At 61.4% G+C, this 23,103-nt stretch carries 23 protein-coding genes and 2 riboswitches; of the genes, 8 read left to right on the forward strand and 15 right to left on the reverse strand.

Going from position 1 to position 23,103, the window contains the following annotated elements:
* Positions 1–81 precede the first annotated feature (81 nt).
* Positions 82–1,104 carry a serine hydrolase domain-containing protein gene (locus tag ABIE33_RS13745; protein ID WP_429125758.1) on the forward strand — a complete coding sequence of 341 codons (1,023 nt, stop codon included), beginning with the start codon at positions 82–84 and terminating at the stop codon, positions 1,102–1,104.
* 21 nt (positions 1,105–1,125) lie between these two features.
* Here the strand turns inward: ABIE33_RS13745 and ABIE33_RS13750 are convergent, their stop codons facing one another.
* Positions 1,126–1,359 (reverse strand): hypothetical protein, encoded by a 234-nt coding sequence (locus tag ABIE33_RS13750; RefSeq protein WP_429125760.1) that lies wholly within the window; start codon positions 1,357–1,359, stop codon positions 1,126–1,128.
* A gap of 1 nt (position 1,360) precedes the next feature.
* Between ABIE33_RS13750 and ABIE33_RS13755 the strand changes: the two genes are divergently transcribed.
* Positions 1,361–1,975 (forward strand): substrate binding domain-containing protein, encoded by a 615-nt coding sequence (locus ABIE33_RS13755; RefSeq protein WP_429125761.1) that lies wholly within the window; start codon positions 1,361–1,363, stop codon positions 1,973–1,975.
* Positions 1,976–1,980: 5 nt separating this feature from the next.
* On the opposite strand, the gene ABIE33_RS13760 is transcribed toward ABIE33_RS13755, so the two are convergent.
* From ABIE33_RS13760 to ABIE33_RS13785, 6 genes are all read right to left on the reverse strand, one after another.
* Positions 1,981–2,997 carry a LacI family DNA-binding transcriptional regulator gene (locus ABIE33_RS13760; protein WP_429125982.1) on the reverse strand — a complete coding sequence of 339 codons (1,017 nt, stop codon included), beginning with the start codon at positions 2,995–2,997 and terminating at the stop codon, positions 1,981–1,983.
* Between the two features lie 123 nt (positions 2,998–3,120).
* A complete protein-coding gene (locus tag ABIE33_RS13765; RefSeq protein WP_429125762.1) occupies positions 3,121–4,401 on the reverse strand; it encodes a D-tagatose-bisphosphate aldolase, class II, non-catalytic subunit in 1,281 nt (426 codons plus the stop codon).
* 5 nt (positions 4,402–4,406) lie between these two features.
* Positions 4,407–5,348: a tagatose kinase gene (locus tag ABIE33_RS13770; RefSeq protein ID WP_429125764.1), complete on the reverse strand. Its 942-nt coding sequence runs from the start codon at positions 5,346–5,348 to the stop codon at positions 4,407–4,409.
* A 19-nt stretch (positions 5,349–5,367) separates the two neighbouring features.
* Positions 5,368–6,330, reverse strand: a complete 963-nt coding sequence (locus ABIE33_RS13775; protein ID WP_429125766.1) for an ABC transporter permease — start codon at positions 6,328–6,330, stop codon at positions 5,368–5,370.
* On the reverse strand, positions 6,327–7,850 hold the full coding sequence (locus ABIE33_RS13780) for a sugar ABC transporter ATP-binding protein (RefSeq protein ID WP_429125768.1): 1,524 nt from the start codon (positions 7,848–7,850) through the stop codon (positions 6,327–6,329). The genes ABIE33_RS13775 and ABIE33_RS13780 overlap by 4 nt, the downstream gene beginning before the upstream one ends.
* Positions 7,851–8,022: 172 nt before the next feature.
* Positions 8,023–8,913: a substrate-binding domain-containing protein gene (locus ABIE33_RS13785; protein ID WP_429125770.1), complete on the reverse strand. Its 891-nt coding sequence runs from the start codon at positions 8,911–8,913 to the stop codon at positions 8,023–8,025.
* Positions 8,914–9,263: 350 nt separating this feature from the next.
* Between ABIE33_RS13785 and ABIE33_RS13790 the strand changes: the two genes are divergently transcribed.
* The 4 genes from ABIE33_RS13790 to ABIE33_RS13805 all read left to right on the forward strand — a co-directional run bounded on the left by ABIE33_RS13790 (position 9,264) and on the right by ABIE33_RS13805 (position 11,383).
* Entirely contained in the window at positions 9,264–9,959 is a 696-nt protein-coding gene (locus ABIE33_RS13790; protein ID WP_429125772.1) for an RNA polymerase sigma factor, read from the forward strand.
* A gap of 100 nt (positions 9,960–10,059) precedes the next feature.
* Entirely contained in the window at positions 10,060–10,584 is a 525-nt protein-coding gene (locus ABIE33_RS13795; protein WP_429125774.1) for a DUF4142 domain-containing protein, read from the forward strand.
* 9 nt (positions 10,585–10,593) lie between these two features.
* Entirely contained in the window at positions 10,594–10,914 is a 321-nt protein-coding gene (locus ABIE33_RS13800) for a cupredoxin domain-containing protein (protein WP_429125776.1), read from the forward strand.
* A gap of 184 nt (positions 10,915–11,098) precedes the next feature.
* Positions 11,099–11,383 carry an acylphosphatase gene (locus ABIE33_RS13805; RefSeq protein WP_429125778.1) on the forward strand — a complete coding sequence of 95 codons (285 nt, stop codon included), beginning with the start codon at positions 11,099–11,101 and terminating at the stop codon, positions 11,381–11,383.
* Between the two features lie 91 nt (positions 11,384–11,474).
* On the opposite strand, the gene ABIE33_RS13810 is transcribed toward ABIE33_RS13805, so the two are convergent.
* Positions 11,475–12,179: a TetR/AcrR family transcriptional regulator gene (locus ABIE33_RS13810; RefSeq protein ID WP_429125780.1), complete on the reverse strand. Its 705-nt coding sequence runs from the start codon at positions 12,177–12,179 to the stop codon at positions 11,475–11,477.
* A 208-nt stretch (positions 12,180–12,387) separates the two neighbouring features.
* Here ABIE33_RS13810 and ABIE33_RS13815 point away from each other — a divergent pair, with 208 nt between their 5' ends.
* The gene (locus ABIE33_RS13815) at positions 12,388–13,584 is read left to right on the forward strand and encodes a multidrug effflux MFS transporter (protein WP_429125782.1); all 1,197 of its coding nucleotides are present in this window, start codon (positions 12,388–12,390) and stop codon (positions 13,582–13,584) included.
* A 111-nt stretch (positions 13,585–13,695) separates the two neighbouring features.
* Here ABIE33_RS13815 and nrdF read toward each other — a convergent pair whose 3' ends face one another.
* From nrdF to ABIE33_RS13850, 7 genes are all read right to left on the reverse strand, one after another.
* Entirely contained in the window at positions 13,696–14,685 is a 990-nt protein-coding gene (nrdF, locus tag ABIE33_RS13820) for a class 1b ribonucleoside-diphosphate reductase subunit beta (RefSeq protein ID WP_429125784.1), read from the reverse strand.
* 16 nt (positions 14,686–14,701) lie between these two features.
* On the reverse strand, positions 14,702–16,855 hold the full coding sequence (gene nrdE, locus ABIE33_RS13825; protein ID WP_429125786.1) for a class 1b ribonucleoside-diphosphate reductase subunit alpha: 2,154 nt from the start codon (positions 16,853–16,855) through the stop codon (positions 14,702–14,704).
* A complete protein-coding gene (nrdI, locus tag ABIE33_RS13830) occupies positions 16,825–17,241 on the reverse strand; it encodes a class Ib ribonucleoside-diphosphate reductase assembly flavoprotein NrdI (protein ID WP_429125788.1) in 417 nt (138 codons plus the stop codon). The genes nrdE and nrdI overlap by 31 nt, the downstream gene beginning before the upstream one ends.
* Positions 17,242–17,256: 15 nt before the next feature.
* On the reverse strand, positions 17,257–17,478 hold the full coding sequence (nrdH, locus tag ABIE33_RS13835) for a glutaredoxin-like protein NrdH (RefSeq protein WP_429125789.1): 222 nt from the start codon (positions 17,476–17,478) through the stop codon (positions 17,257–17,259).
* Between the two features lie 298 nt (positions 17,479–17,776).
* A riboswitch (cobalamin riboswitch) is annotated at positions 17,777–18,001 on the reverse strand.
* A gap of 155 nt (positions 18,002–18,156) precedes the next feature.
* On the reverse strand, positions 18,157–18,954 hold the full coding sequence (locus ABIE33_RS13840; protein ID WP_429125791.1) for an acyl-CoA thioesterase: 798 nt from the start codon (positions 18,952–18,954) through the stop codon (positions 18,157–18,159).
* Positions 18,954–21,305, reverse strand: a complete 2,352-nt coding sequence (gene metE / locus ABIE33_RS13845; protein WP_429125793.1) for a 5-methyltetrahydropteroyltriglutamate--homocysteine S-methyltransferase — start codon at positions 21,303–21,305, stop codon at positions 18,954–18,956. The genes ABIE33_RS13840 and metE overlap by 1 nt, the downstream gene beginning before the upstream one ends.
* Positions 21,306–21,404: 99 nt before the next feature.
* A riboswitch (cobalamin riboswitch) is annotated at positions 21,405–21,624 on the reverse strand.
* A gap of 18 nt (positions 21,625–21,642) precedes the next feature.
* Positions 21,643–21,987: a hypothetical protein gene (locus ABIE33_RS13850; protein ID WP_429125794.1), complete on the reverse strand. Its 345-nt coding sequence runs from the start codon at positions 21,985–21,987 to the stop codon at positions 21,643–21,645.
* 130 nt (positions 21,988–22,117) lie between these two features.
* On the opposite strand from ABIE33_RS13850, the gene ABIE33_RS13855 reads away from it, so the two are divergent.
* Positions 22,118–23,005, forward strand: coding sequence for a LysR substrate-binding domain-containing protein (locus ABIE33_RS13855; RefSeq protein WP_429125796.1), 888 nt, complete (start codon positions 22,118–22,120; stop codon positions 23,003–23,005).
* The last annotated feature ends 98 nt before the right edge of the window (positions 23,006–23,103 follow it).

A 23,103-nucleotide genomic window follows, 5' to 3' on the forward strand; every position in this document is an offset into this window, starting at 1 on the left:
GCCGGTCACCTGGCTTCAAATCCGCGTGACATTGCACGCGGCCCGATGACGCCGCCGCGCATTCAGCCTAAATCGGACGGCATGATCAGATTTGCCGCTGCATTTTTCTCGCTGCTGGTGATGTGCTCCTTGGCTATCGCGCAGGATCGGCCACCGCTTCCGGCGCTGTTGGACAGCCTTACAGCGCGCGACGAGTTGAAGCCGTTGAAAACCGTGATCGTCTCACGAGCCGGCTCTGTCGTTGCCGAACGCGGCTACCAGGGCAACCGCCCGACGGGAACCACCAACATCAAATCGGCTTCCAAGTCGATCGTATCGGCTCTGGTCGGCATCGCGATCGACAAGGGCTTGCTGGAGGGGCCGGACCAGAAGATCGCCCCGATCCTCGAAACGGACCTGCCGGCCTCACCGGATCCAAGGCTTGAGGACATCACCATCGGACATCTGCTTTCGATGCAGGCCGGCCTTGGACGGATGTCCGGTCCGAATTACGGCCGTTGGGTGTCCAGCCGGAACTGGGTCCGCTCTGCGCTGGCGCAGCCGTTCGACGATGATCCGGGCGGGCAGATGCTCTATTCGACTGCGTCCACCCATCTGCTCTCGGCAATCCTGACCAAGGTCAGCGGCAAGTCGACGCTTGCTCTCGCCCGTGAGTGGCTCGGTCCGATCAAGGGCTTTCGCATCGACGCCTGGGATCGCGATCCGCAAGGCATCTATCTCGGCGGCAACCAGATGGCGATGAGCGCGCGATCACTGCTTGCCTTCGGCGAGACATACCGCAACGGCGGCAAGACTGCAGAAGGAAGACAGGTGGTGCCGGCGCAATGGGTAGCACTTTCCTGGCAGCCGCGCACCAATTCGCGTTTCTCCGGCGACATCTACGGCTACGGCTGGTTCCAGCGCCAAATCGCCGGCGAGACCGTGCATTTCGCCTGGGGCTATGGCGGTCAGATGCTCTACATCGTTCCGGCGCTTGAACTGACCGTGGTGATGACTTCTGAGGAGAGCGGCCCCTCGGCACGCACCGGCTACCGCGATGCGCTGCATCTGCTGCTCGGCAATATCATCGACACGGTCAAGGCGTCACCGCGCCTCGGCGAATAGTGGCGTTTCCGCCGATCCCTTTCATTCGAACATCATCTGCGGCCGGCGTGGATCGAACTCGACGGTGACGAAAACGAGTTCGGTTTCACCGGTGTTGGTGAGGTCGTGGACGAAGGCATCCGCGGTTGTGAGATCGCTGAAATGGCGGGTCTCGCCGGCGAGATAGACGATGTCGACAATATCGCCGTTGCCGTATCGCGAGCGGACACGGCCATCGGTCAGCACGGTCCAGAAATACCTCGGTCGACGCCACATCGTGCCTATCCTCGATCGGTTTCTGGCCGACCATCCAGAGGTCACCATCGATCTCAACCTGACGGACGGCTATGTCGATCTCTTCGGCCAGGGCCTCGATCTCGCGATCCGTCACGGTCTTCTTGCCGACAGTTCGCTACGCTCAAGGCCGCTCGGGGAAAATCGCCGTGTGGTTTGCGCGGCACCTGCCTATCTCGCGGCCAACGGCACGCCCGACCATCCGGACGAACTGTCCGACCACGACTGCATCGTCATGCGCTTTGGCACCAACCTCGACCGCGAATGGTCCTTTGAGATCGACGGCAAGATCCGCAAGGTGATGGTGCGCGGCCGGCGGGTTGCCAATGACGGTGGACTGGTGGCGCAATGGTGCCGCGAGGGCCAAGGCATCGCTCTCAAATCGATCTGGGACGTGGGTGAGGATCTGGCGTCGGGAGCGCTTGTCGAAGTGCTTTCGAGCTATTCCGTCGGTCGCACCGCGCTGCAGATTGTCTATCCGCCCACGCGCCTCCAGCCGCGCCGGGTGCGGCTCTTGATCGAGCGCATCGCAGCCGATCTGCCTTTCCCGGCGGTCGGCGCGGTCGAGACGAGGCTGTCGGCGAGTTCAGGCCCATAGCCGGTCTAGGCCGAGCCGCGCAGCATGATCTCGGCGCTGAGCAGAATGCGCTCGTCGGCGGGGAAGGCCTGATCGACATTCTCGGTTTCGCCGAGCTTGAACAACAGAAGCTCAATCGCCAGCCGGCCGATCTCATTATAGTTCTGCGCCACCGTCGTCAGAGGTGGGCAGGTGTAGCGCGACAGCGGATGGTCGTCGTGACCTGCCACGCGCAGGTCGCTATCCTGTTCGCGCCCGACCTTGACGCCGGACTGGAAGGCCGCCGCGATGACGCCGAAGGCGACGCGGTCGTTGGCGCAGAGCACCGTCTTCGTCGGGAAGCCGCCTTCACCCAGGATGCGCAGCGTTTCGTCGTAGCCGAACTTTTCGAAGTCCCAGGAGGCATTCGGCGTCGTCGGCACGATGACGGCATCCATCTTCAACTGCTGCATCGCCTCTTGATAAGCGTGCTGGCGGGCCAACGCGTTGTTGTTGACCGGCGGCATGCCGAAGTAGCAGGGCGGTTCGCCGGAGCGGCAGAGATAGTCGACCATCAGCTTGAAGCTCTGCCGGTTGTCCGTGCCGACGAAGGAGGAACTGCCGTCGAGCGGCGAGTCGACGTAGATCAGTGGGATGCTTTCGCCGAGCGAGGTGAGCTTTTGATGATGGGACTGGACACCGAGCGGGGCGATGATGGCGCCGGCGACATTCATCGACTTGAAGGTCTCGATGGCGCGCTCCTCCATCTCGGGCTTGCCATCGGAGGAAAGGACGAAAGCCAGAAAGCCCGCCTGGTTGGCGATATGCTCGATGCGCCGCGTCAGCGCCATGTAGAACGGGTCGGTCGAATTGGGAACGATGACGCCAAGAATATTGGTTCGCCGCCTGTTGAGATTGACGGCGAAGATGTTGGGTCTGAAGCCCGATTGCTTGATAGCGGCCTCGATGGCGTCGCGGGTCTTCTTACGGACTGAAGTCGGATCGTTGAAGTATTTGGAGACTGTGGGGCGCGACAAACCGACGAACTCCGAAAAATCCTCCATCGTCTTGATTTGTCTGTCCACGGTCGAAGCGCCCCCATTCTTCTTTTGGGTTTCGTTTATAGATTTATTTCCGAGGGATAGGCAGTGTCGACCGCGAAATATTCACGGAATGAACAGCCAGCTCTATCCTTTGCACGCAGTGAAGTAATCCTCCAGAACCGCGTCGACGGCCGCAATCGCCAGGGCCTTTGCTTGGGGCGGGACCTGACCGTCTCGCACACGCTCGTAGCTGCCCGAGAGATACTGGCTGATCAGCGTCTCGGGGATCGTGACGCCATCGAGCAGACGAAGAAGTTCTTCGACTGCGGTCGCGACCTTCGGGTGCGGCCAGTAATAGCGGATGCGGTCGCTGTAGGAGAAATGGCGCTGAAGGCGCAGGGCTTCTGATGAGCCGTGATAATATTTGCCCCAGTTTGCCGGCTCCTCGCGCATCACCTCTTCGGTGACCTCAGCCAGCGTCTTCGACCGTGCATCGGGAAACAGAAACGTGGCGATCTGGTCGAGGCCGTAAAGCGCTTCGCGCAAGGCGAAGGTCAGGCCGGGACCGACCTTGAGGATGGCAAAGCCATCGGCCACGAGATCGCGAAGCGCGTCTTGTGTCTGGTAGTCTGTGGAATGCGCCTCGAAGACGAGGCCGTTGAGCTTCGTCAGGCTGGCGCTCAACTTGGCGGCCTTCGGCCTGTCATAGGCGATCACGTTCTCGTTGCCGAACTCGACGCCCGGTTGGACCACAGCACCGACGACCCGCGAGAAGGCTTCCCCGGCACCTGCGTCCGAGAACGCCAGGCGGTGAATGTCGACGGTTTCGACAGCTGCTTCCGGCGCCGTGACTTCGAGCGTGTCCAGTTCCTCCAACGCGCCGCCCGGGACCGGTACTTCGGTGCCGATGATGTAGACCGGGGCGATGCCGTCGCGTCCGCGGATGGCATCTTCGGCCGCAGCGGCAAGCCGTGCGGCACGCGATGCCGTCGTTGCATCGGCAAGGGCGATCGGCTCGCCGGCGCAGCCCATGCTGGTGTCGAGATGCAGCTTCGTAAAGCCGGCCTCGGCATAGGCGCGGATCATCGCTTCGGCCTTCGCCATCGCCTCATCGGCCGGCAGATGCTTCCACGGATTGGGACCGAGATGGTCGCCGCCAAGGATGATGTTTTCGACCGGAAAACCGGTCTTTCCGGCGATCTCGCCGACAAAACCGGTAAAGTCGGCTGGCGTCATGCCGGTGTAGCCGCCCTCCTGATTGACCTGGTTGCAGGTCGCCTCGATCAAGAGATGCGTGCCTTCCTTCAGCGCCCGCAGCATCGCGGCCTCGATGACGAGCGGATGGGCCGAGCAGATCGAGGGAATGCCACGCAGGCCCGGACGGTCACGCCACTGGGCGATATCGATCAGATAGTTCGGTTTCATGACATTCAATCCTTTCGCGCGCTGATGAAGGCTTCGAGTTCCGCTCGTGTCGATGCGCCTTCCATCGGGCCGAAGATCATCACGGCGCGGGCGCCGGAAGCATTGGCGAGTTCAAGCGCTTCTCGAGGTGTTGCGCCGTTCAGCCAGCAGGTGACGAAGGTGGCGCCGAAGCAGTCGCCCGCCCCGGTCGGATCGACCTCTTCGACCGCAAAGCCAGGCAGGGTGAAGGTCGCTTCCGCATCGAAATAGCTGGCGCCCTCGGCGCCGCGCTTGACGACGACCACCTTGATGCCGGCGGCGAGGAGTTCGGCGATGGCGTCTGCCTCGCTTTTCGCCTCAGTGAAAAGGAAGAGCTCGGCGCCGCTCGGCAGGAACACGTCTGTCTTGGCCAACACTGATCTCAGCGCTTCGCGCATGCCGGGGCTTTCGAGGATTTCCGCCCTGAGGTTGGGGTCGAAGGAGACCGTGCCGCCGGCGGCCTTGATGATGTCGATTGCGGCGAGAATGCTCTCGACTACGCTCGGCGCGTAGAGCGACGAACCCATGACATGCATGTGGCTGCAGCTTTGAACGAGGGCGATCGCCTTGTCATCGAGACGAATGGTGCCGCAGGCGCTGTCGCGGATGTTGAAGACGAAGGCTCGGCTGCCGTCGTGGCGATAGCGAACGAAGGCGCTGCCGGTGGTGGCGAGCGGATCGACCTCGATGCCGGAGATATCGACGCCGTCGGCCTCCAGGCGTGCGAGGTTGACGTGACCGAAATCGTCGCCGCCGACGCGCGAAATGATCGCGCTCGCCTGGCCGAGCTTGCCGACCTGGTCGATGAAGATGGCCGGGGCGCCGGAAGGGAAGGGGCCGATCAGCGGTGTCGCCTGCCGGAAGCCGTCGCCCTTTTCGGTGGCGATGATCTCGACGAGGATCTCGCCGATCGTCAGTATCTTGTGCATGTGTCTCACTCGTGTCCGGTCAGCGCTTTGCCTGCTTGGCGCGAACGTCGAGCCAAACGGCGACAAGGATCACGAGGCCCTTGACGATGAGCTGGTAGAAATAGGGGACGGAAAGCATGTTCATGCCGTTGTTCATTACGCCGATGATCAAGGCGCCGATGAGCGTGCCGACCATGGTGCCGACACCGCCGGCAAGCGAGGTGCCGCCGAGCACGGCCGCGGCGATGGCATCGAGCTCATAGCTCATGCCGGCATTGGTCTGGGCGGAGAAAAGGCGCGAGGAGAGCAGCACGCCGCTGATCGCCGCCATGACGCCCGAGATCATGAAGATGATGATCTTGAGGCGATCGACCTTGATGCCCGAATAGATCGCCGCTTCGCGGTTGCCGCCGGTGAGGTAGGCACGACGCCCGAAGCTGGTCTTGCTGAGCACGATCTGATTGATGACGAAGAGCACGGCAACGACCCAGATGATGATCGGCAGGCCGAGGAAGCTTTCGGTGCCGATGGCGGTCCATGTCGAATTGTCGATCATCGCCGGCGCGCCGTTTGTCGGCAGGCTGACGAGGCCGCGATAGATGCCCATGGTGGCAACGGTAACGATGAACGACGGCAGCAGGAGCTTTGCCGTCAACACGCCGTTGAGCATGCCCATCAGCGCGCCGGCTACAAGCGTCATGGCGAGGGCCGGGCCGAAGCCGAGCCCGAAGGCGAAACATTGCGCCCCGACCATGCCGGCGACCGCGATGATCGAGCCGACGGACAGATCGATCTCGCCGAGCAGGATCACCCAGGTCATGCCGAAGGCGGCAATTGCGATCACGGCCACCTGCTGCAGGATGTTCATGAAATTGACGACCGACATGAACCGCGGATTGAGGAAGGAGAAGATGACGCAGAGCATCACCAGCGAGAGAAAGATGCCGCCATATTGCTTCAATGCCCTGACGAGGGCGGCCTGGGCTGCAGTTTGCTGGGTCATGATTGAAAACCTGTCGCGTGCGCCATGATCGTTTCGGGAGTGAGGTCGGTGCCGGCAAGGGTCGCGCCGAGCACGCCCTCATGCATGACGACGACGCGGTCACTCATTCCGAGCACTTCCGGCAGCTCGGAGGAGATCAGCACGATCGCTGTTCCTTCGGCCGCCAACTGGCGGATGATCTTGTAGATTTCGAATTTCGCGCCGACATCGACGCCACGGGTCGGCTCGTCGAGGATGAGCACCTTCGGCCGGGTCAGCAGCCATTTGGCGAGCACGATCTTCTGCTGGTTGCCGCCGCTCAAGGACCCGGCCGGCGTGTCGAGCGAGCGCGTCTTGATGGCAAGCTGGCCGACTTCGGCTGCCGCGGCCTTGCGCTCGGCGCCACCACGGGTGAAGCCGAATGGGCCGGTGAAATCGGAAAGGGCCGCCATGGAGATGTTCCACGCCACGCTGTGTCCGAGCACAAGACCTTCTTCCTTGCGGTTCTCGGTGACGAAGCCGATGCCGCGGGCGATGGCTTCAGCCGGCGAGCGGAAGCGCACCTCCTTACCGTCAAGGCGTACAGTGCCGCCGGCATTCTTCATGCCGAACAGCGCATTCATCACTTCGGAGCGGCCCGAGCCGACGAGGCCGAAGAAGCCGAGGATTTCACCGGCGCCCACCTCGAAGGAGATATCGTCGAATTCGCCATCGCGTGTCAGGCGCTCGACCGCGAGCACCGGCGGCCGATCCGCAGCAATCTGCGTCGACCGGTCATGGGTTGGCGGGGGATAGATTTCTTCCATCCGGCGACCAACCATCAGCGCAATCAACGCCTCGATGGTGACGTCGTTACGATCATGGGTGGAGACATACTCGCCATCGCGGATGACGGTGATGTCGTCGCTGAGGCGCATGATCTCTTCCATGCGGTGGGAAATGTAGATGACCGCGACGCCGCGGCTTTTCAGCCGGCCGATGATGTCGAACAGGATCTCAGCCTCGCTGTCGCTGAGCGACGAGGTCGGCTCGTCTAGAATGACGACCTTTGCGTCGTGGCTGAGGCCCTTGGCGATCTCGACCAGCTGCCGCTGGGCAATCGAGAGATTGCCGACCTTCTCGGTGACATCAACAGGCAGGCCGAGCTCGGCGACGATCGCCTTGGCCCTGGCAACAACCGCCGTGTCGTTGATGAAGCCGAACTTGCGTGGCTCGCGCGTCGCCAGAATGTTCTCCGCCACCGTCAGGTTGTTGCAGAGGCTCAGTTCCTGGAAGACGATCGCGAGCCCCAGCGCCGAGGCCTGCTGCGGGTTGGCGGGGCGATAGGGTTGATCGTCAAGGACAATGTCGCCTGACGTCGCGCTGTGAACGCCGGCAAGGATTTTCATCAGCGTCGATTTGCCGGCTCCGTTTTCGCCCAGCAGCGTATGCACGCGGCCGCGGCGGACATCGAGCCGCATGCTCTTCAGCGCGGCGACCTGCCCGAAGGATTTCGTGACATTGCTGATCTTGAGAACGGTGTCCGTGGTCGAACCATGCATGGCGGCCTCCTTGGATCGCGCCGAGAAGCGTCTCCGGTGTCACGGCAACGCGCATCTCAGGAGACATGCACGCTGTAACACTCTGAATTGCTGCATGTTTTTGTGCAGCGGGCCGGAAACGTTCGTCGTATGGGTGCCGCCGCCCGTGGGGCGGCGGCTGTCCTGGGAGGACTTACTTCGCGGTGTAGACGCCAGGTACGATCGGCTGTTCGGCCGGAACCTGTTCGCCTGCGGCAACCTTGACGGCGGTGTCGACGGCCTGCTTGCCCATCTGGTCGGGGAACTGTTGGATCACGCCGACCATGACGGGGTTGGTGTCAACCGCGTCGCGGGCTTCCTTCATGCCGTCGAAGCCGATGACCTTGACTTGCGCTTCCAGGCCCGCCGCCTTGACGGCAACGGCTGCGGCGAGTGCTGCGTCGTCGCCGAAGCCGAAGATGCCGGTGATGTCAGGATTTGCCTGCAGCATGTTCTGCGCGGCGGCAAGCGCCTCGGCACGGGTGATGCCGGTCTGGATAGCGACGATTTCCATGTCAGGATGCTTGGCGATTGCTTCCTTGAAGCCATTGACGCGGTTCACCACTGACTGGACCGTCGGGTAGTCGATGACGGCAACCTTGCCCTTGTTGTCGAGAACCTTCGCCATCAGTTCGCCAGCCTTGACGCCGCCGGTGAAATTGTCGGTGCCAATATGCGAGGTGACGGTCGCGCCGTTGGCGGGCACGTCGACGGTGATCACCTTGATGCCGGCCTTCTCGGCCTTTTCGATCGCGGCGCGCACGCCCTGGCTATCGACCGGCGAAATGACGATGACGTCGACGCCCTTGACGATGAAGTCCTCGACGTCGGCGAGTTGCTTGTTGAGATCCTGGTTGGCGATCGCAACTTCGAGCGCGACGTTCTTCTCCTTGGCTTCGGCTTTCATAGCGTCGGCAAGCTCGATGTAGAACGGGTGCTGCTGGGTCAAAAGCGAGGCGCCGATGCCTTCGGCCGATGCGACCGTTGCAATCAGGGTCAGTGCCGTGCCGGCGACAAGCGCCTTGAGAATACGGGGCATGTTCATGGGTTTCCTCCCTGGAAACGACGTGGGCCTTTGGTCCTGGCGGCCAAGCAGGAGGGCCCTCCCATCACCGTCTTGGCGATGACGTAAAAACCATAAAAGTTTCCGCACGTCAACTTTGAAAAATACGCGATGAAAATATAACTATGTAGCGCGAAAAAGTATAAGCTTCTCGTCTGGGTAGTCCGGAAGGAATCGGACGGTCGAGGTCAAGGTCAAGCCAAGACCTGCTACAAGGGCGCAACCGCCTTCCCGAAAAAGGCTTGGGCGCGGAGAGTACGTTGCCTCCAACTGGAAAAAATGTCGGGAACCTTTTGGCGGAACCGTGCATCTAATGCTGCGGAGGCTCGGTTATGGCAGACACTCGAACAAGCGCGCTTGCGATCACGGACCCGACCGCGGATGTTGCGCTGGCGCAAAGGGCGATCGCCGGTGACGGGCAAGCCTTCCTGACGATCATGCAGGTTTACAACCAGCGCCTCTATCGCATTGCCCGAGGCGTCATTCGAAACGACAGCGAAGCGGAAGACATCGTGCAGGAAGCCTATGTGCTGGCCTTCGCGCATCTTGGCAATTTTCGTGGCGAATCGTCGCTCGGAACCTGGCTGTCACGCATCGTCATCAACGAGGCGCTCGGCCGGCTGCGCCGGGGGCGCCGCAAAGCTGACGTGCTGGGCTCGATCGGCGATGCGCATGATGCGACGATCATCCAGTTCCCCCTGCCGGCAGGCGCCGACGATCCCGAACGCACGATGGCGCAGCGGCAGATCCTGCAACTCGTCGAGCAGGCGACCGACAATCTGCCCGATATCTACAGAACGGTTTTCGTCGCGCGGGTGATCGAGGGGCTGAGCGTGGAGGAAACGGCCGATCTGCTTGGCTTGCGTCCCGAGACGGTCAAGACACGGTTGCATCGCGCGCGGCAGCTGGTGCGCAAGCAGCTGCATAAACAGATCGGTCCGGTCTTGCTGGATGCCTTCCCCTTTGCCGGGCGGCGCTGCGCGCGATTGACCGCTGCCGTCATGGAGCGGCTTGGTCTTTCCATCTGATCTGGGCCATCTGATCTGCGGGAACCTTTGCGGGCAGGCGGCATCCAATGGATGTCAAATGCAACAGGTTCCGCGCCCAGCGCGGAACGAGGAGGTTACCATGAACATTCGGCCAATGACTGCGCTTGTGACGCTTTGCCTGCTCGGTCTTGTCAGCCCGGCACAGGCAGCGGACAAGCCGACGGATCCACAGATCGCCCACATCGCCTACACGGCCGGAGTGATCGATGTGGAAAATGCCAAGCTTGCGATTTCGAAGTCCGGCAACAAGGACGTCGTTTCGTTTGCCGAGGATATGGTGCGCGACCATGAAACGGTGAACACGCAGGCGCTCGACCTCGTCAAGAAGCTCAAGGTGACACCAGAGGACAACGATACCAGCAAGGCGCTCTCGAAAGCGGCTGACGACGAACGCGCCAAGCTTGCCAAGCTCGACGGTGCGAGCTTCGACAAGGCCTATGTCGACAATGAGGTCGCCTACCACAAACAGGTGAACGGAGCGCTGGAGACCCTGCTCATTCCATCGGCCAGCAATCCAGAGCTCAAGGCACTGCTTGAGACCGGCTTGAAGATTTTTCAGGGCCACCAGCAGCATGCCGAACATGTTGCCGCATCGCTGAAATAGGCCGCAGCCATGCGATCCAGATTTTACCTCATCGCCATTGCCGGGCTTCTGCTCGGCAATGGCGTCGCCGATGTGCGGGCAGAAACAATCCGCGTGACGATTGAAAAAATGGACTTTGTCCCCGCACAGATCGAGGCAAGGGTGGGTGACACAATCGAGTGGGTCAACAAGGACATCCTCGTCCATACCGCGACCGTGAAGGGCGGCTGGGAAGTCCTGATCCCGGCCAAGGAGACCGCAAGTCTGGTCGTGCGGGAAGTGGGGCAGGTGGATTATTACTGCCGCTTTCATCCCAATATGAAGGGCCGCATTTCGGTGGCGGCGCCATAGGCCATTTGGAGGAAAACTGCGAAGCGGATTTCCAGGAAATGCGTCAAAACAAAGAGATAGAGCGTTTCCGAAACTCTGCCTGATGCGCAAACGGTCTGGCGCGACATGCCTTTACAACATCGGGTGGCTTGCCTTTGTCCGTCTTCGCTCCAGTTTCTCTTTCGTAGCGAGAACAGGTGCGATCATGGTCAGAGAGCGCAAGGCGATGCTGGTTCGTGTCAGCGGAAGAGTTCAGGGCGTCAGCTTCCGCATCTGGACCCGCCGCGAGGCGGAGCGCCTCGGCGTGACCGGCTGGGTGCGCAACGAGCGCGACGGATCGGTGGCGGCGATGATCGTCGGTTCCGATGCCGCCCTCGCAAACATGGTCGAGCGGCTCTGGATGGGGCCGGCCGACGCCTCTGTCGTTAGCGTCGAGACCGAACCGGTGGCCTTGCCCGATCCCGTGCAGGGCTTCCAGATCACCGGCTAGACGACAGCCAAGACCGGCGCGACGCCCTTTGCGGGAAGGTGCTTTGCCGTTGACGTCGCGGGAATGAGGACCGCCGGGGCGACCCGATGGCTCAAGCCGGTTGGCCGAAGCGCCCGGCCTTTCGCGAGGCTTGTTCGGTTTTGACCCGGCCATAGGCCCGCAGGAAGGTCTTGACGGCATTGCGGGCAGAGGTCTGCAACTGCTCTTCCGTTGGCGCTTCGCCGAAAGGGCCTGTTATCTGCATGTCCGCCTTGATCAGCGCCATGAACTGCCGCGCGGCAAGGTCGAGATCGTCGATCTCGAGCGAGGCTGCGTGGGCAAGCCGGGCAAACAGCGCCGAGAGTGCTGCGTCGATCTTGCCCGGTCCCTGTTCGCGCCAGATCCTGATCAGTTCGGGGTAGCGCTCGCCCTCGGTCTCCACCAGCTTCTGGATAAACTTGCCGTCCTGATTGCAGATGCAGTTCCGGTTGAGGCGGACTGCAAAGGCGGTGAGGTCGTCTTCGAGATTGTCGGCCCGCTGCGGAAAGGTCGCGAGGATCGAGAACAGCGCCGCGTTGGTGCGGTCCAGGATGTCCTGTACCACCGCCATGAACAGCGTCTCTTTTTCCCGGTAGTGATTGTAGACCGTCTGCCTGGAAACACAGGCTGCCGCAGCGATCTCGTCAATGCTGGCGCCGGAAAAGCCCTCGCGGCAGAAGACCTCGGCGGCCGCGTCGAGGATCGAGACGCGTTTGGCGCATTGACCTTTCTGGGTGGGGCCGCCGGCGGTCGGCAAGGCGGCTTGTCGTATTTTCATGATCCGACGATAGGACATGTTGACCGTTTGGACAATAGTGTCTAGTTTTACACGTGTGTCCAAATTTATGGACTATGTAGGTCAGCGCAGGATGCGTCTCCCAGACGTTCGATCCTGGCACGACCGGCTCATTCCAGTTTCAATCCCGGCGGCAACGAATGCAGGCGCGCATCCCCGTTCGTTTCGCGACCTCTGAAAGATCATCACCATGACGGCGTCCTTTCTACGCACTGCCATAGTCCTCGGTCTGATTTCAGCGATCGGGCCCTTCGCGATCGACATGTATCTCCCCGCGCTGCCGTCGATCGGCAAGGATCTCGGCGCAGAGACCGGTGTCGTGCAGCTCAGCCTGCTCGCCTTCTTCATTTCCTTTGCAATTTTTCAGCTCGTCTATGGCCCCCTGTCGGATATGTGGGGTCGCAAGGCGCCGCTCTATCTCGGCATTGGCCTGTTCGCGCTCGCCAGCATCGGCTGTGCGCTGGCGACCGATATCGAAACCCTCATCGCCTTCCGCTTCCTACAAGGCATCGGCGGCGCGGCCGGCATGGTCATCCCACGCGCCATCGTTCGCGACATGCACACCGGCGTTCAGGCGGCACGCCTGATGTCGCTGTTGATGCTGGTGTTCAGCATCTCGCCGATCCTGGCGCCGCTGACGGGCAGCGCCGTCATCGAGTTCTACGGCTGGCGCGGCGTGTTCTACGCGGTGATGATCGCAGCCTTCATCGGTTTGATCCTGCTGTCGACGCAGCTCGCCGAGACGCGGCCGAAGAAGGACAGGGCCGACAGCAATTTCGGCAGCGCAATCGCCGCCTACCGGCTGCTTCTGAGCGACCGGAACTTCCTGACGCTCACCTTCATCGGCGGCCTCGGCATTTCGAGCTTCCTCGTCTATCTCGCCAATTCGCCCTTCGTGCTGATCGATCACTACGGCCTGACACCGACGCAATATAGCTTCGCCTTCTCGATCAACGCGGTGTCGTTCTTTGCCGTATCGCAGGCGACCGGTTGGCTGGGTGATCGTTTCGGCCTCGTTCGTGTCATGCAGCTTGCCGTCGCCGGCTTTGCCTTGACCATGGCCGGCATGTTCATCGTCATGAGCCTCGGCTTCAATCAGCTGCCGGTCATGGCCGCATTCCTGTTCGTCGGCTACGGCGCCCTCGGTCTGGTCATTCCGACCTCCGCGGTGCTGGCGCTCGAGGATCACGGCGAGATTGCCGGTACGGCATCGGCGCTGATGGGCACGCTGCATTTCGTCACGGCGGCTGTTGCCATGATCGTTGCCGCCGTCTTTTTCGACGGAACCGCCCTTCCGATGGCCGCCGGCATTGCCATCTGCGCAGTCAGCGCGTTCCTGCTCACGCAGGCAACCATTGGCCGCAGCCGCGTGGTGCCGGCGGAGTAACACCACCTCGCGTCGCAACGGAAACAGTACGGCCGGTGAAGACCTTCTTGTCTTCACCGGCCGTACTGTCATGTGCCTGGGTTGAGCCTGCGGGCGACTACAAAATGCCCGTCAGAAATCCCAGTCTTCGTCCTCGGTCGCGACCGCCTTGCCGATGACATAGGAGGAGCCGGAGCCGGAGAAGAAGTCGTGGTTTTCGTCGGCGTTCGGTGACAGCGCCGACAGGATTGCCGGATTGACCTTGCAGGCATCGGCCGGGAACAGCGCCTCATAGCCGAGGTTCATCAGTGCCTTGTTGGCATTGTAGTGCAGGAACTTCTTCACGTCCTCGGTCAGCCCGACGCTGTCGTAAAGCGACTCCGTATACTTCGCTTCGTTGTCGTAGAGTTCGAGCAGCAGGTCGAAGGCGAAATCCTTGATCTCCTGCCGGCGCTCGTCGCTCAACCGCTCGAGGCCCTTCTGGAATTTGTAGCCGATGTAGTAGCCGTGCACCGCTTCGTCGCGGATGATGAGGCGGATCATGTCGGCGGTGTTGGTCAGCTTGGCGCGGCTCGACCAGTACATCGGCAGATAGAAGCCGGAGTAAAACAGGAAGCTCTCGAGGAAGACGCTGGCGATCTTGCGTTTCAACGGATCCGCGGTGCGATAGTGCTCGAGAATGAGCGCCGACTTCTTCTGGAGATGCTCGTTTTCTTCCGACCAGCGATAGGCGTCGTCGACGTCAGGCGTCGAGCAGAGCGTCGAAAAGATCGAGGAGTAGGAGCGCGCGTGCACCGCTTCCATGAAGGAGATGTTGGAATAGACCGCTTCCTCATGCGGCGTGATCGAATCCGCCATCAGGGTCGGTGCGCCGATGCTTGTCTGGATCGTGTCGAGCAGGGTCAGGCCGGTGAACACGCGGATCGTCAGCTGCTGCTCTTCCGGCCGCAACGCCGCCCAGGAGGGAATGTCGTTCGAGAGCGGCACCTTTTCCGGCAGCCAGAAATTGCCGGTGAGCCGGTTCCAGACTTCGAGGTCCTTGTCGTCCTCGATCCGGTTCCAGTTGATGGCGCGCACGGCCTGCGAGCCCTTGGGCGTCTTGGTCTTCACTTGGATGTTCATCGTGTTCCCCGGGGTATCACAGTGCGCAGGAGACGCAGCCCTGCACTTCCGTGCCGGACAGGGCCATCTGACGAAGGCGGATGTAGTAGATCGTCTTGATGCCCTTCTTCCAGGCATGGATCTGCGCCCGGTTGATGTCGCGGGTCGTCGCCGTATCCTTGAAAAACAGGGTCAATGACAGGCCCTGGTCGACATGCTGGGTCGCGGCCGCATAGGTGTCGATGATCTTTTCCGGACCGATCTCGTAGGCGTCCTGGTAGTAGTCGAGATTGTCGTTGGTCATGAAGGCGGCGGGGTAATAGACGCGGCCGATCTTGCCTTCCTTGCGGATCTCGATCTTCGAGACGATCGGATGGATCGAGGAGGTCGAGTGGTTGATGTAGGAGATCGAGCCGGTCGGCGGCACGGCCTGCAGGTTCTGGTTATAGAGGCCCGAGGTCATCACGGCCTTCTTCAGCGCCAGCCAGTCTTCCTCCGTCGGGATATCGATGCCTGCGGTTTCGAAGAGTTCGCGCACCCGCTCTGTCGCCGGCTGCCATTCCTGTTCGGTGTATTTGTCGAAATACTCGCCAGAGGCGTATTTCGAGTGCTCGAAACCCTTGAAGCTCGTTCCGCGTTCGACGGCGATCCGGTTCGAGGAGCGGATGGCGTGGTAGGTCACGGTGTAGAAGTAGATATTGGTGAAATCGATGCCTTCGTCCGAGCCGTAATAGACCCGTTCGCGGGCCAGATAGCCGTGCAGGTTCATCTGGCCAAGGCCGATCGCATGGCTATCGTCGTTGCCCTTCTCGACGGAGGGAACCGAAGAGATGTGGCTCATGTCGGAGACCGCCGTCAGCGCCCGGATCGACGTCTCGATCGTCTTGCCGAAATCGGCACTGTCCATCGCCGCTGCAATGTTCAGCGAACCGAGATTGCAGGAAATGTCCTTGCCCATATGCTTGTAGGACAGGTCGTCATTGTACTCGCTGGCTTCGCTGACCTGGAGGATTTCCGAGCAGAGGTTGCTCATGGTGATGCGGCCGGCGATCGGGTTGGCGCGGTTCACCGTGTCTTCGAACATGATGTAGGGATAGCCGGACTCGAACTGGATTTCCGCCAGCACCTGGAAGAACTCGCGCGCCTTGATCTTCTTCTTGCGGATCCGGCTGTCGGCGACCATCTCCCGGTATTTTTCGGTGACCGAGATGTCGGTGAAGGCAACGCCATAGACGCGCTCCACGTCATAGGGCGAGAACAGGTACATGTCCTCGTTGTTCTTGGCGAGTTCGAAGGTGATATCGGGAACGACGACGCCGAGCGACAGCGTCTTGATCCGGATCTTCTCGTCGGCGTTCTCGCGCTTGGTATCGAGAAAACGCATGATGTCCGGGTGGTGGGCGTTGAGATAAACGGCACCTGCGCCCTGACGGGCGCCGAGCTGGTTGGCGTAGGAGAACGAATCCTCCAGCAGCTTCATCACAGGAATGATGCCCGAAGACTGGTTTTCGATCTGCTTGATCGGCGCGCCAGCCTCGCGGATGTTGGTGAGCGACAAGGCGACGCCGCCGCCGCGCTTCGACAGCTGCAGCGCAGAATTGATGCCGCGCGCGATGCTCTCCATGTTGTCCTCGACCCTCAGCAGGAAGCAGGAGACGAGCTCGCCGCGCTGTTTCTTGCCGGCGTTGAGGAAGGTCGGAGTCGCCGGCTGGAAGCGGCCGGAGATGATTTCGTCGACCATGTCGCGCGCCAGCGCTTCGTCGCCGCGCGAAAGCGTCAGCGCCACCATGCAGACCCGGTCCTCGTAGCGCTCGAGGTAGCGCTTTCCGTCGAAGGTCTTCAGCGTGTAGCTGGTGTAGTACTTGAAGGCGCCGAGGAAGGTCGGGAAACGGAACTTCTTGTCATAGGCATGGTCGAACAGGTCGCGCACGAAGTTGAACGAATACTGGTCGAGAACCTCCTGCTCGTAGTAGCCTTCGACCACGAGGTAGTCGAGCTTCTCGCGCAGGTTATGGAAGAATACGGTGTTCTGGTTGACGTGCTGCAGGAAGTACTGCTTGGCCGCCAGCCGGTCCTTGTCGAGCTGTATCCGGCCGTCCTCGTCATAGAGGTTCAGCATCGCGTTCAGCGCGTGGTAATCGAGCGCCGCTTCCGTCGCCTTCAAAGGGCGTTCGAGTGTTGAGACGTCCAAAATCGTTCCATCCCGTTTTTGACATTGGCGACGTCCTCGTCGGTTCCCAAGAGTTCGAACCGGTAGAGATAGGGCACCTGGCACTTGGCCGAGATCACGTCACCGGCGATCCCGTAGGTCGCGCCGAAATTGCTGTTGCCCGCGGCAATAACGCCGCGGATGTGGGAGCGGTTGTCCGCATCGTTCAAGAAGCGGATCACCTGTTTGGGCACGGCGCCCCGGCCGTCGTCACCGCAATAGGTCGGCACGACGAGCACATAGGGTTCGCGAACGTCGAGCGGCGTGTCAGCCGTGCTGACGGGAATGCGTCTGGCGCGCAGGCCGAGCTTGCCGACGAAGCGATGGGTGTTTTCCGAGCGGGTGGAAAAATAGACGAGCAGCCCCATCGCGCCGCACCTCCTTCAGGAGAGGGCGCTGATCTTGTCGGGGCGGAAGCCTGCCCAATGTTCCGGACCGGCAACGACGACGGGAAGCTGCATGTAGCCGAGGCCCTTGACCGTCTGGAGCGCGTCCTCGTCGATCGAGATGTCGATCACCTCGTATGCGACGCCCTGGCGGTCGAGCGCGCGGTATGTGGCGGTGCATTGGACGCAGGCGGGCTTGCTGTAGACGGTGACGTTCATTTCTTCCTCGTTGGGTCGGCTGGATCTGGACATGAAAAGGCAAACGGACACGCGAACGCGATCCGGCAATGCAGGGCTGGCATGATTGCGGCTTGCTCGGATCGAAACGATCGAGCGCACCTGTTCGTCAGATGCGCGGGTTTCCGCGCCTCTTCATTGGCGAATGATAGGAATTCGATGACGCGGACATGACTTCACCCCGAAGTTGAAGACGGTGCTTCCGGGAGACGTCGAGACAATCAGGCAGGGTTCATCCTGCCTCAATTACTCCTCTGACTCCTCCGGACACCCCGCCCGTGGACGTTTATCGATCGAGGCAGGTCTCCTGGCTCACGGGTCGGTGCTTCTGGCCGGACCTTCCCGAAGCCTCATGCTTCAGTGGCCGAATGCTGGACAGTCGCTCGCCGTTTACAGTTGCGGGGGCAGCCACGGCTTAGCCAAGCGAAATCGCTACGACGCACCGTATTCCCATCTTCGCTCCCAATCCTTGCGAATCGGAAGAACCTCGAACACTAGATATAGTATATGGGTGGGAAATCACGTCAATAGGTTCGATGCCGAGCTGATCGGCGGAGCCGACAATATTTTTTCAGGTGTGGATAACGGGGAGTAAAGGCGAGCTTCCAAAGAAACCTGTGGATGGAGAGCCGTCGTCGACGGCTCCCCTTGCAGAAATGGTCAGGCCGCGAAGGCGGGAACCGGACGATTGTCCCGGTCGACAGCCACCATGATGAAGGCACCACGGGCAGTCAGTCTCCGTTCGGCCGCCAACAAATCCACCGACCACAACTCGACCTCGACCGTCGTAGAGCTCCGTCCGGTGCGCACGATTTGGGCGACAAGCTCGATGACCGAGCCAACTTTGATCCGATGCTTGAAATCGATGCGCTGGCAGGAGGCGAGCACCATTGTCTTGCGGCTCGCCCGTGTCGCCGCAACGAAGGCCGCCTTGGTCATCTGCGCGAGCGCGTCGCCGCCGAACATGGCGCCGAAGCCGTTGGCCTGATCGGGAAAGACGATGTCGACCATGCGCACGGCATCGTCTTTTGTCGGGCCGATCATGACGCTGCCGAGTAAAGGCAACGTCCAGCCGATGTCCTTGCCCTCGGGCATCGCGACCATTGTGAACTGTCCGCGGGTGCAGAGATCGCGGGTGCCTGCGGTTAGATCCTCCGCGCTCATATCGACTTCGACCACGATCGAACGCCGCCCGACCCGAGTCGGGCGACCGGTGAAGCTGACGATGTGGCCGATGCGGGCAGGGGCGCGGAAATCGACACGATCGCAGGAGGCGGTGACGAAGGGAACGCGGCCGTGGCGCGTCGCGACGATGAAGGCAATCCGGTCCATAAGCGCCAGGCCCGCACCGCCAAAGAGCGTGCCATGGTGATTGGTGTCGCCGGGAAAGACGATGTCGATCAAGGTGGCAGGCGCCGGGGTTTCCCCCGACGCCGTCTCGATATTGCTATCGCCCATCATGCGTTTGCGGCCTCTCGCCGGCCGGCAGTGAAGGACTGCCGCAGCGTTTGTGCCGCCTGCACCATGTTGACGAGTGCCGGGCGCACTTCCTCCCACCGCCGTGTCTTCAGGCCGCAATCCGGATTGACCCAGATCTGCGCCGGCGTCAGGCCATCGGTCGCCTTTTCGATCAAATGCACCATCTCGTCGACCGAGGGCACCCGCGGCGAGTGGATGTCGTAGACCCCGGGGCCGATCTCGTTCGGATAGGCCTGATCGGTAAAGGCACCGAGCAGTTCCATCTTCGAGCGCGAGGTCTCGATGGAGATGACATCGGCATCCATCGCCGCGATCGCTGCCATGATGTCGTTGAACTCCGAGTAGCACATGTGGGTGTGGATCTGGGTTTCGTCACCGACGCCCGAGGCGCTGATGCGGAAGCACTCCACAGCCCAGTCGAGATAGGCCTTTCGATCGGCCTGCCTAAGGGGAAGCCCTTCGCGCAACGCCGGTTCGTCGATCTGGATCACGGCGATGCCGGCCGCTTCCAGGTCCGTCACCTCGTCGCGCAGCGCCAGCGCGATCTGACGGCATACGATCGACCGGGGCAGGTCGTCGCGCACGAACGACCATTGCAGCATCGTCACCGGGCCGGTGAGCATGCCCTTCATCGGCCTGTCCGTCAGCGACTGCGCATAGGTTGCCCAATCCACCGTCATCGGGTTCGGCCGCGAGACATCGCCGAAGATGATTGGCGGGCGGACATAGCGCGAGCCGTAGCTCTGCACCCAGCCGCTTTGGGTGAAGGCATAGCCGGAAAGCTGCTCGCCGAAATACTGCACCATGTCGTTGCGTTCGAACTCGCCGTGCACCAGCACCTCGATACCGATCTCCTCCTGCCAGCGCACGGCCTTCTCGGTTTCCTGACGCAGATAGGCGAGGTAGTCGACATAGCTGAGCTCGCCCTTGGCATGCAGCGATCGTGCCTGGCGCACTTCGGGTGTCTGCGGGAAGGAGCCGATCGTCGTCGTCGGGAAGAGCGGCAGTGCCAGCCTTTCCTCCTGCAGCCGCCGACGTGTCGCAAAGCCCGATTGGCGGCGGCTGTCCGCTGCCGTCAGGTTCTTAAGGCGTCCGGCAACCAGCGGGTCGTGGACCTTGAGCGAGGTCAGCCGCGCCTCGGCGGCTGCGATCGACCTTGCAAAGACCTGCTCGGGATTGGCAAGACCGGGCTCGAAGGCGCGGGCAAGCAGGCTGAGCTCGTCCAGTTTCTGCAGGGCGAAGGCAAGCCAGGAGACGAGCTCCGGATCGAGCGCCTTTTCGAGATCGAGGTCGATTGGCACGTGCAACAGGGAGCACGACGGTGCAAGCTCGATACGGTCGCGGCCATGCGCCTCGATCAACGGCTGCAGCCGGCGGAAGAGACCGGCAAGATCGGTCCGCCACACATTGCGGCCATCGACGACGCCAAGCGACAATACTAGCTGCGCCGGAGCCGATTGAAGCAGGAGGTCGAGCTGCTGTGGTGCACGCACCAGATCGACATGCAGCCCGGCAACCGGCAGCGAAAGGGCCGTCGGCAGGTTGTCACCGATCGCGCCGAAATAGGTCGCCAGCATGATTTTCAGCTGCGGGATCTCTGAGGCGAACGTCTGGTAGGTCAGCGCCAGCGCCCGGCGTTCCCGCTCGTTGAGATCGAGCACCAGGCAGGGCTCGTCGATCTGCACCCATTCGACGCCGGCTTCCGCAAGCTCGCTCAGCAACTTCACATAAACAGGCAACAGCCGCTCGAGCAGATCGATCGTGTCGAACCCGCCGGCATGCGCCTTGCCGAGCTTCAGGAAGGTGACCGGGCCAAGGACGACAGGGCGGGTGGCATGCCCGAGCGTCTTGGCTTCCAGGAAGGCTTCAAGCGGCGCATTTCGCGTCAGCTCGAAACGCTGATCCTCCGTGAATTCCGGAACCATGTAGTGGTAGTTGGTGTCGAACCACTTGGTCATCTCCAGCGCCTGGTTGCCGCTGTCAGGCCCACCATGCGCACCGGATGCACAGGTCGCAGTCGTCGAACCGCGTGCCATGGCGAAATAGATGTCGAGATCGGCCGGACCACCCTTCCAACCATAGGCCGGCGGCACGGCGCCGACGAGCACGGATGTGTCGAGAACCTGATCGTAAAGCGAGAAGTCGTTCGATGGAATGATCTGGATTCCGCGCGCCTTTTGCGCGGCCCAGTTTTCCGCCCGCAGCTTGGCGGCGACGTCGAGCAGGTCCTGTCTGTCGATCTTGCCGGCCCAATAGCGCTCCAGCGCGAACTTCAGTTCACGATGGCTGCCAATACGTGGAAAGCCGAGATTGGCTGTCTTGATGGTCATTTCCTTACCCCGAAGGTTGTGGGCAAGGCTTTGAATGCGACGCATCCACGACCGAGATAGGCTCGATCGTCAAAGGCGACACATCGGACACCCCGCCCGTGGACGTTATCTATCGCGGCAGGTCTCCTGGCTTGCGGGTCAACACGAACCGTCCCGTCTTCCCGAGGCGTCTCCCTCAGTGACATCATTGGACGGCCGCTCGCCGCTTACAGTTGCGGGGGCAGCTCCGGCATAGGCGCCTTGCGGCGCCGCACCGAATTCCCTCTTAGCTCCGACCCGTCGTGAGACGAGCCGCAGAACCACGATTGCTCGACAATGCCCTGCAAAGGCGGGCAGGTCAATCGTATAAAGAAATGTATATGTCTTTATTTTCACTCATCTGCGATCGTAGGCCGTTCACAGTGGCAGGTCGCGGCATGGCATCACGACACGTTGTCTGCACTGGAACCACGCCGTCATCCGTTACCAGGGGCGACGGAGCGTTGCCGGGATCGGGATCTGTTACGCGCTGCCACGGAACGGCAATGTCGCCGGCGCGCGCCAGAATGCGCTCATTGTCACGCGTCAGGCCAATGTCTCTAAGCTGGAATTCGCTGAATGTATCGATGGTTGTCGTGACGTCGGCAGCTCTCCTGGCCAGTGTCCGGGCATGGCGGATGATCGATCGCAGTGCGCTAAGCATTGCTAACCCTTTCATTTCTGCGGTGATGTGTTCGCGAGAAAATTGAGGATTTTGGTGGTTTCGCGCAAAGCAGTTTCTCGCATGCTGCCATAAAGAATGCTTATCTCAGCGGATGAGCAAGATTCCCCCCATGAGCGCGGTGCGCGCCTTCGAGGCCGCCGCCCGGCACTTGAGCTTTACCCGTGCGGCGCAGGAGCTCGGCATGACCCAAGCGGCCGTCAGCTATCAGATCCGGCTACTGGAAGACCGCACGGGCACGCCGCTCTTCGTCAGTCTGCCGCGCGAAGTGCGATTGACGGCCGCCGGACGGCAGCTCGCGCCGAGGGTGACCGAGGCGCTCGACCTTTTGGGCACGGCCTTCTCAGAGATCGCCGACAAGACCGAACATCACCTGCACATCTCGGTGCTTCCGACCGTGGTCTCAAGCTGGCTCGGCTCAAGGCTCGCCTCGTTCCAGGCGGCCCATCCGAACATCAGCATTCGCGTGCACATGTCGACCGAGCTGATCGACTTCAAGCGCGATGCGATCGACCTCGTGGTGCGCAGCGGCAACGGCGACTGGCCGGGCCATGACGCGTTTCCGCTTTTCCCGATCGAATACCTGCCGGTCTGCACGCCGACATTCCTTGAAAAACACCAGCTCAAGCATCCTTCCGACGTTCTCAAGGTGAGGCGCTTCGGTAATGCAAGCTGGTGGCGGCGCTGGATGGTCGAAACCGGCGTGGAGCCGCCGGCAAGCAATGGCACCGAGCTGATCTTCGACGTCCAGGCGATGGATGTGGCCACCACATTGCTCGACCATGGCATTGCCATGGTCGTCTCGACCTTTCTGATCGAGGAGCTTCGCAGCGGGAAACTCATCCGACCGTTCAACCATGTGGTCAGGGACGGTCGGGCCTATTGGCTGGTCTATCCGCAAAGTCATCGTCGGCAAAAGAAGATCCAGGCGTTTCGCGAGTGGATCATTGCCGAAGCCGCCGCGTCGAACGCGTCGCTTGCAGCGGCGATGGGCGAGTGAGTGAGGCCGACAGGCGGTGGCAAAACACAGCCAGCCATGAATTATTATTCATGGCGTGAATTATATTGACAGAAGCCTTGGGCGTCGTTTTAATCACG

The sequence above is a fragment of the Ensifer sp. 4252 genome (assembly GCF_050434565.1).
In the GTDB taxonomy this organism is placed as follows: Bacteria; Pseudomonadota; Alphaproteobacteria; order Rhizobiales; family Rhizobiaceae; genus Ensifer.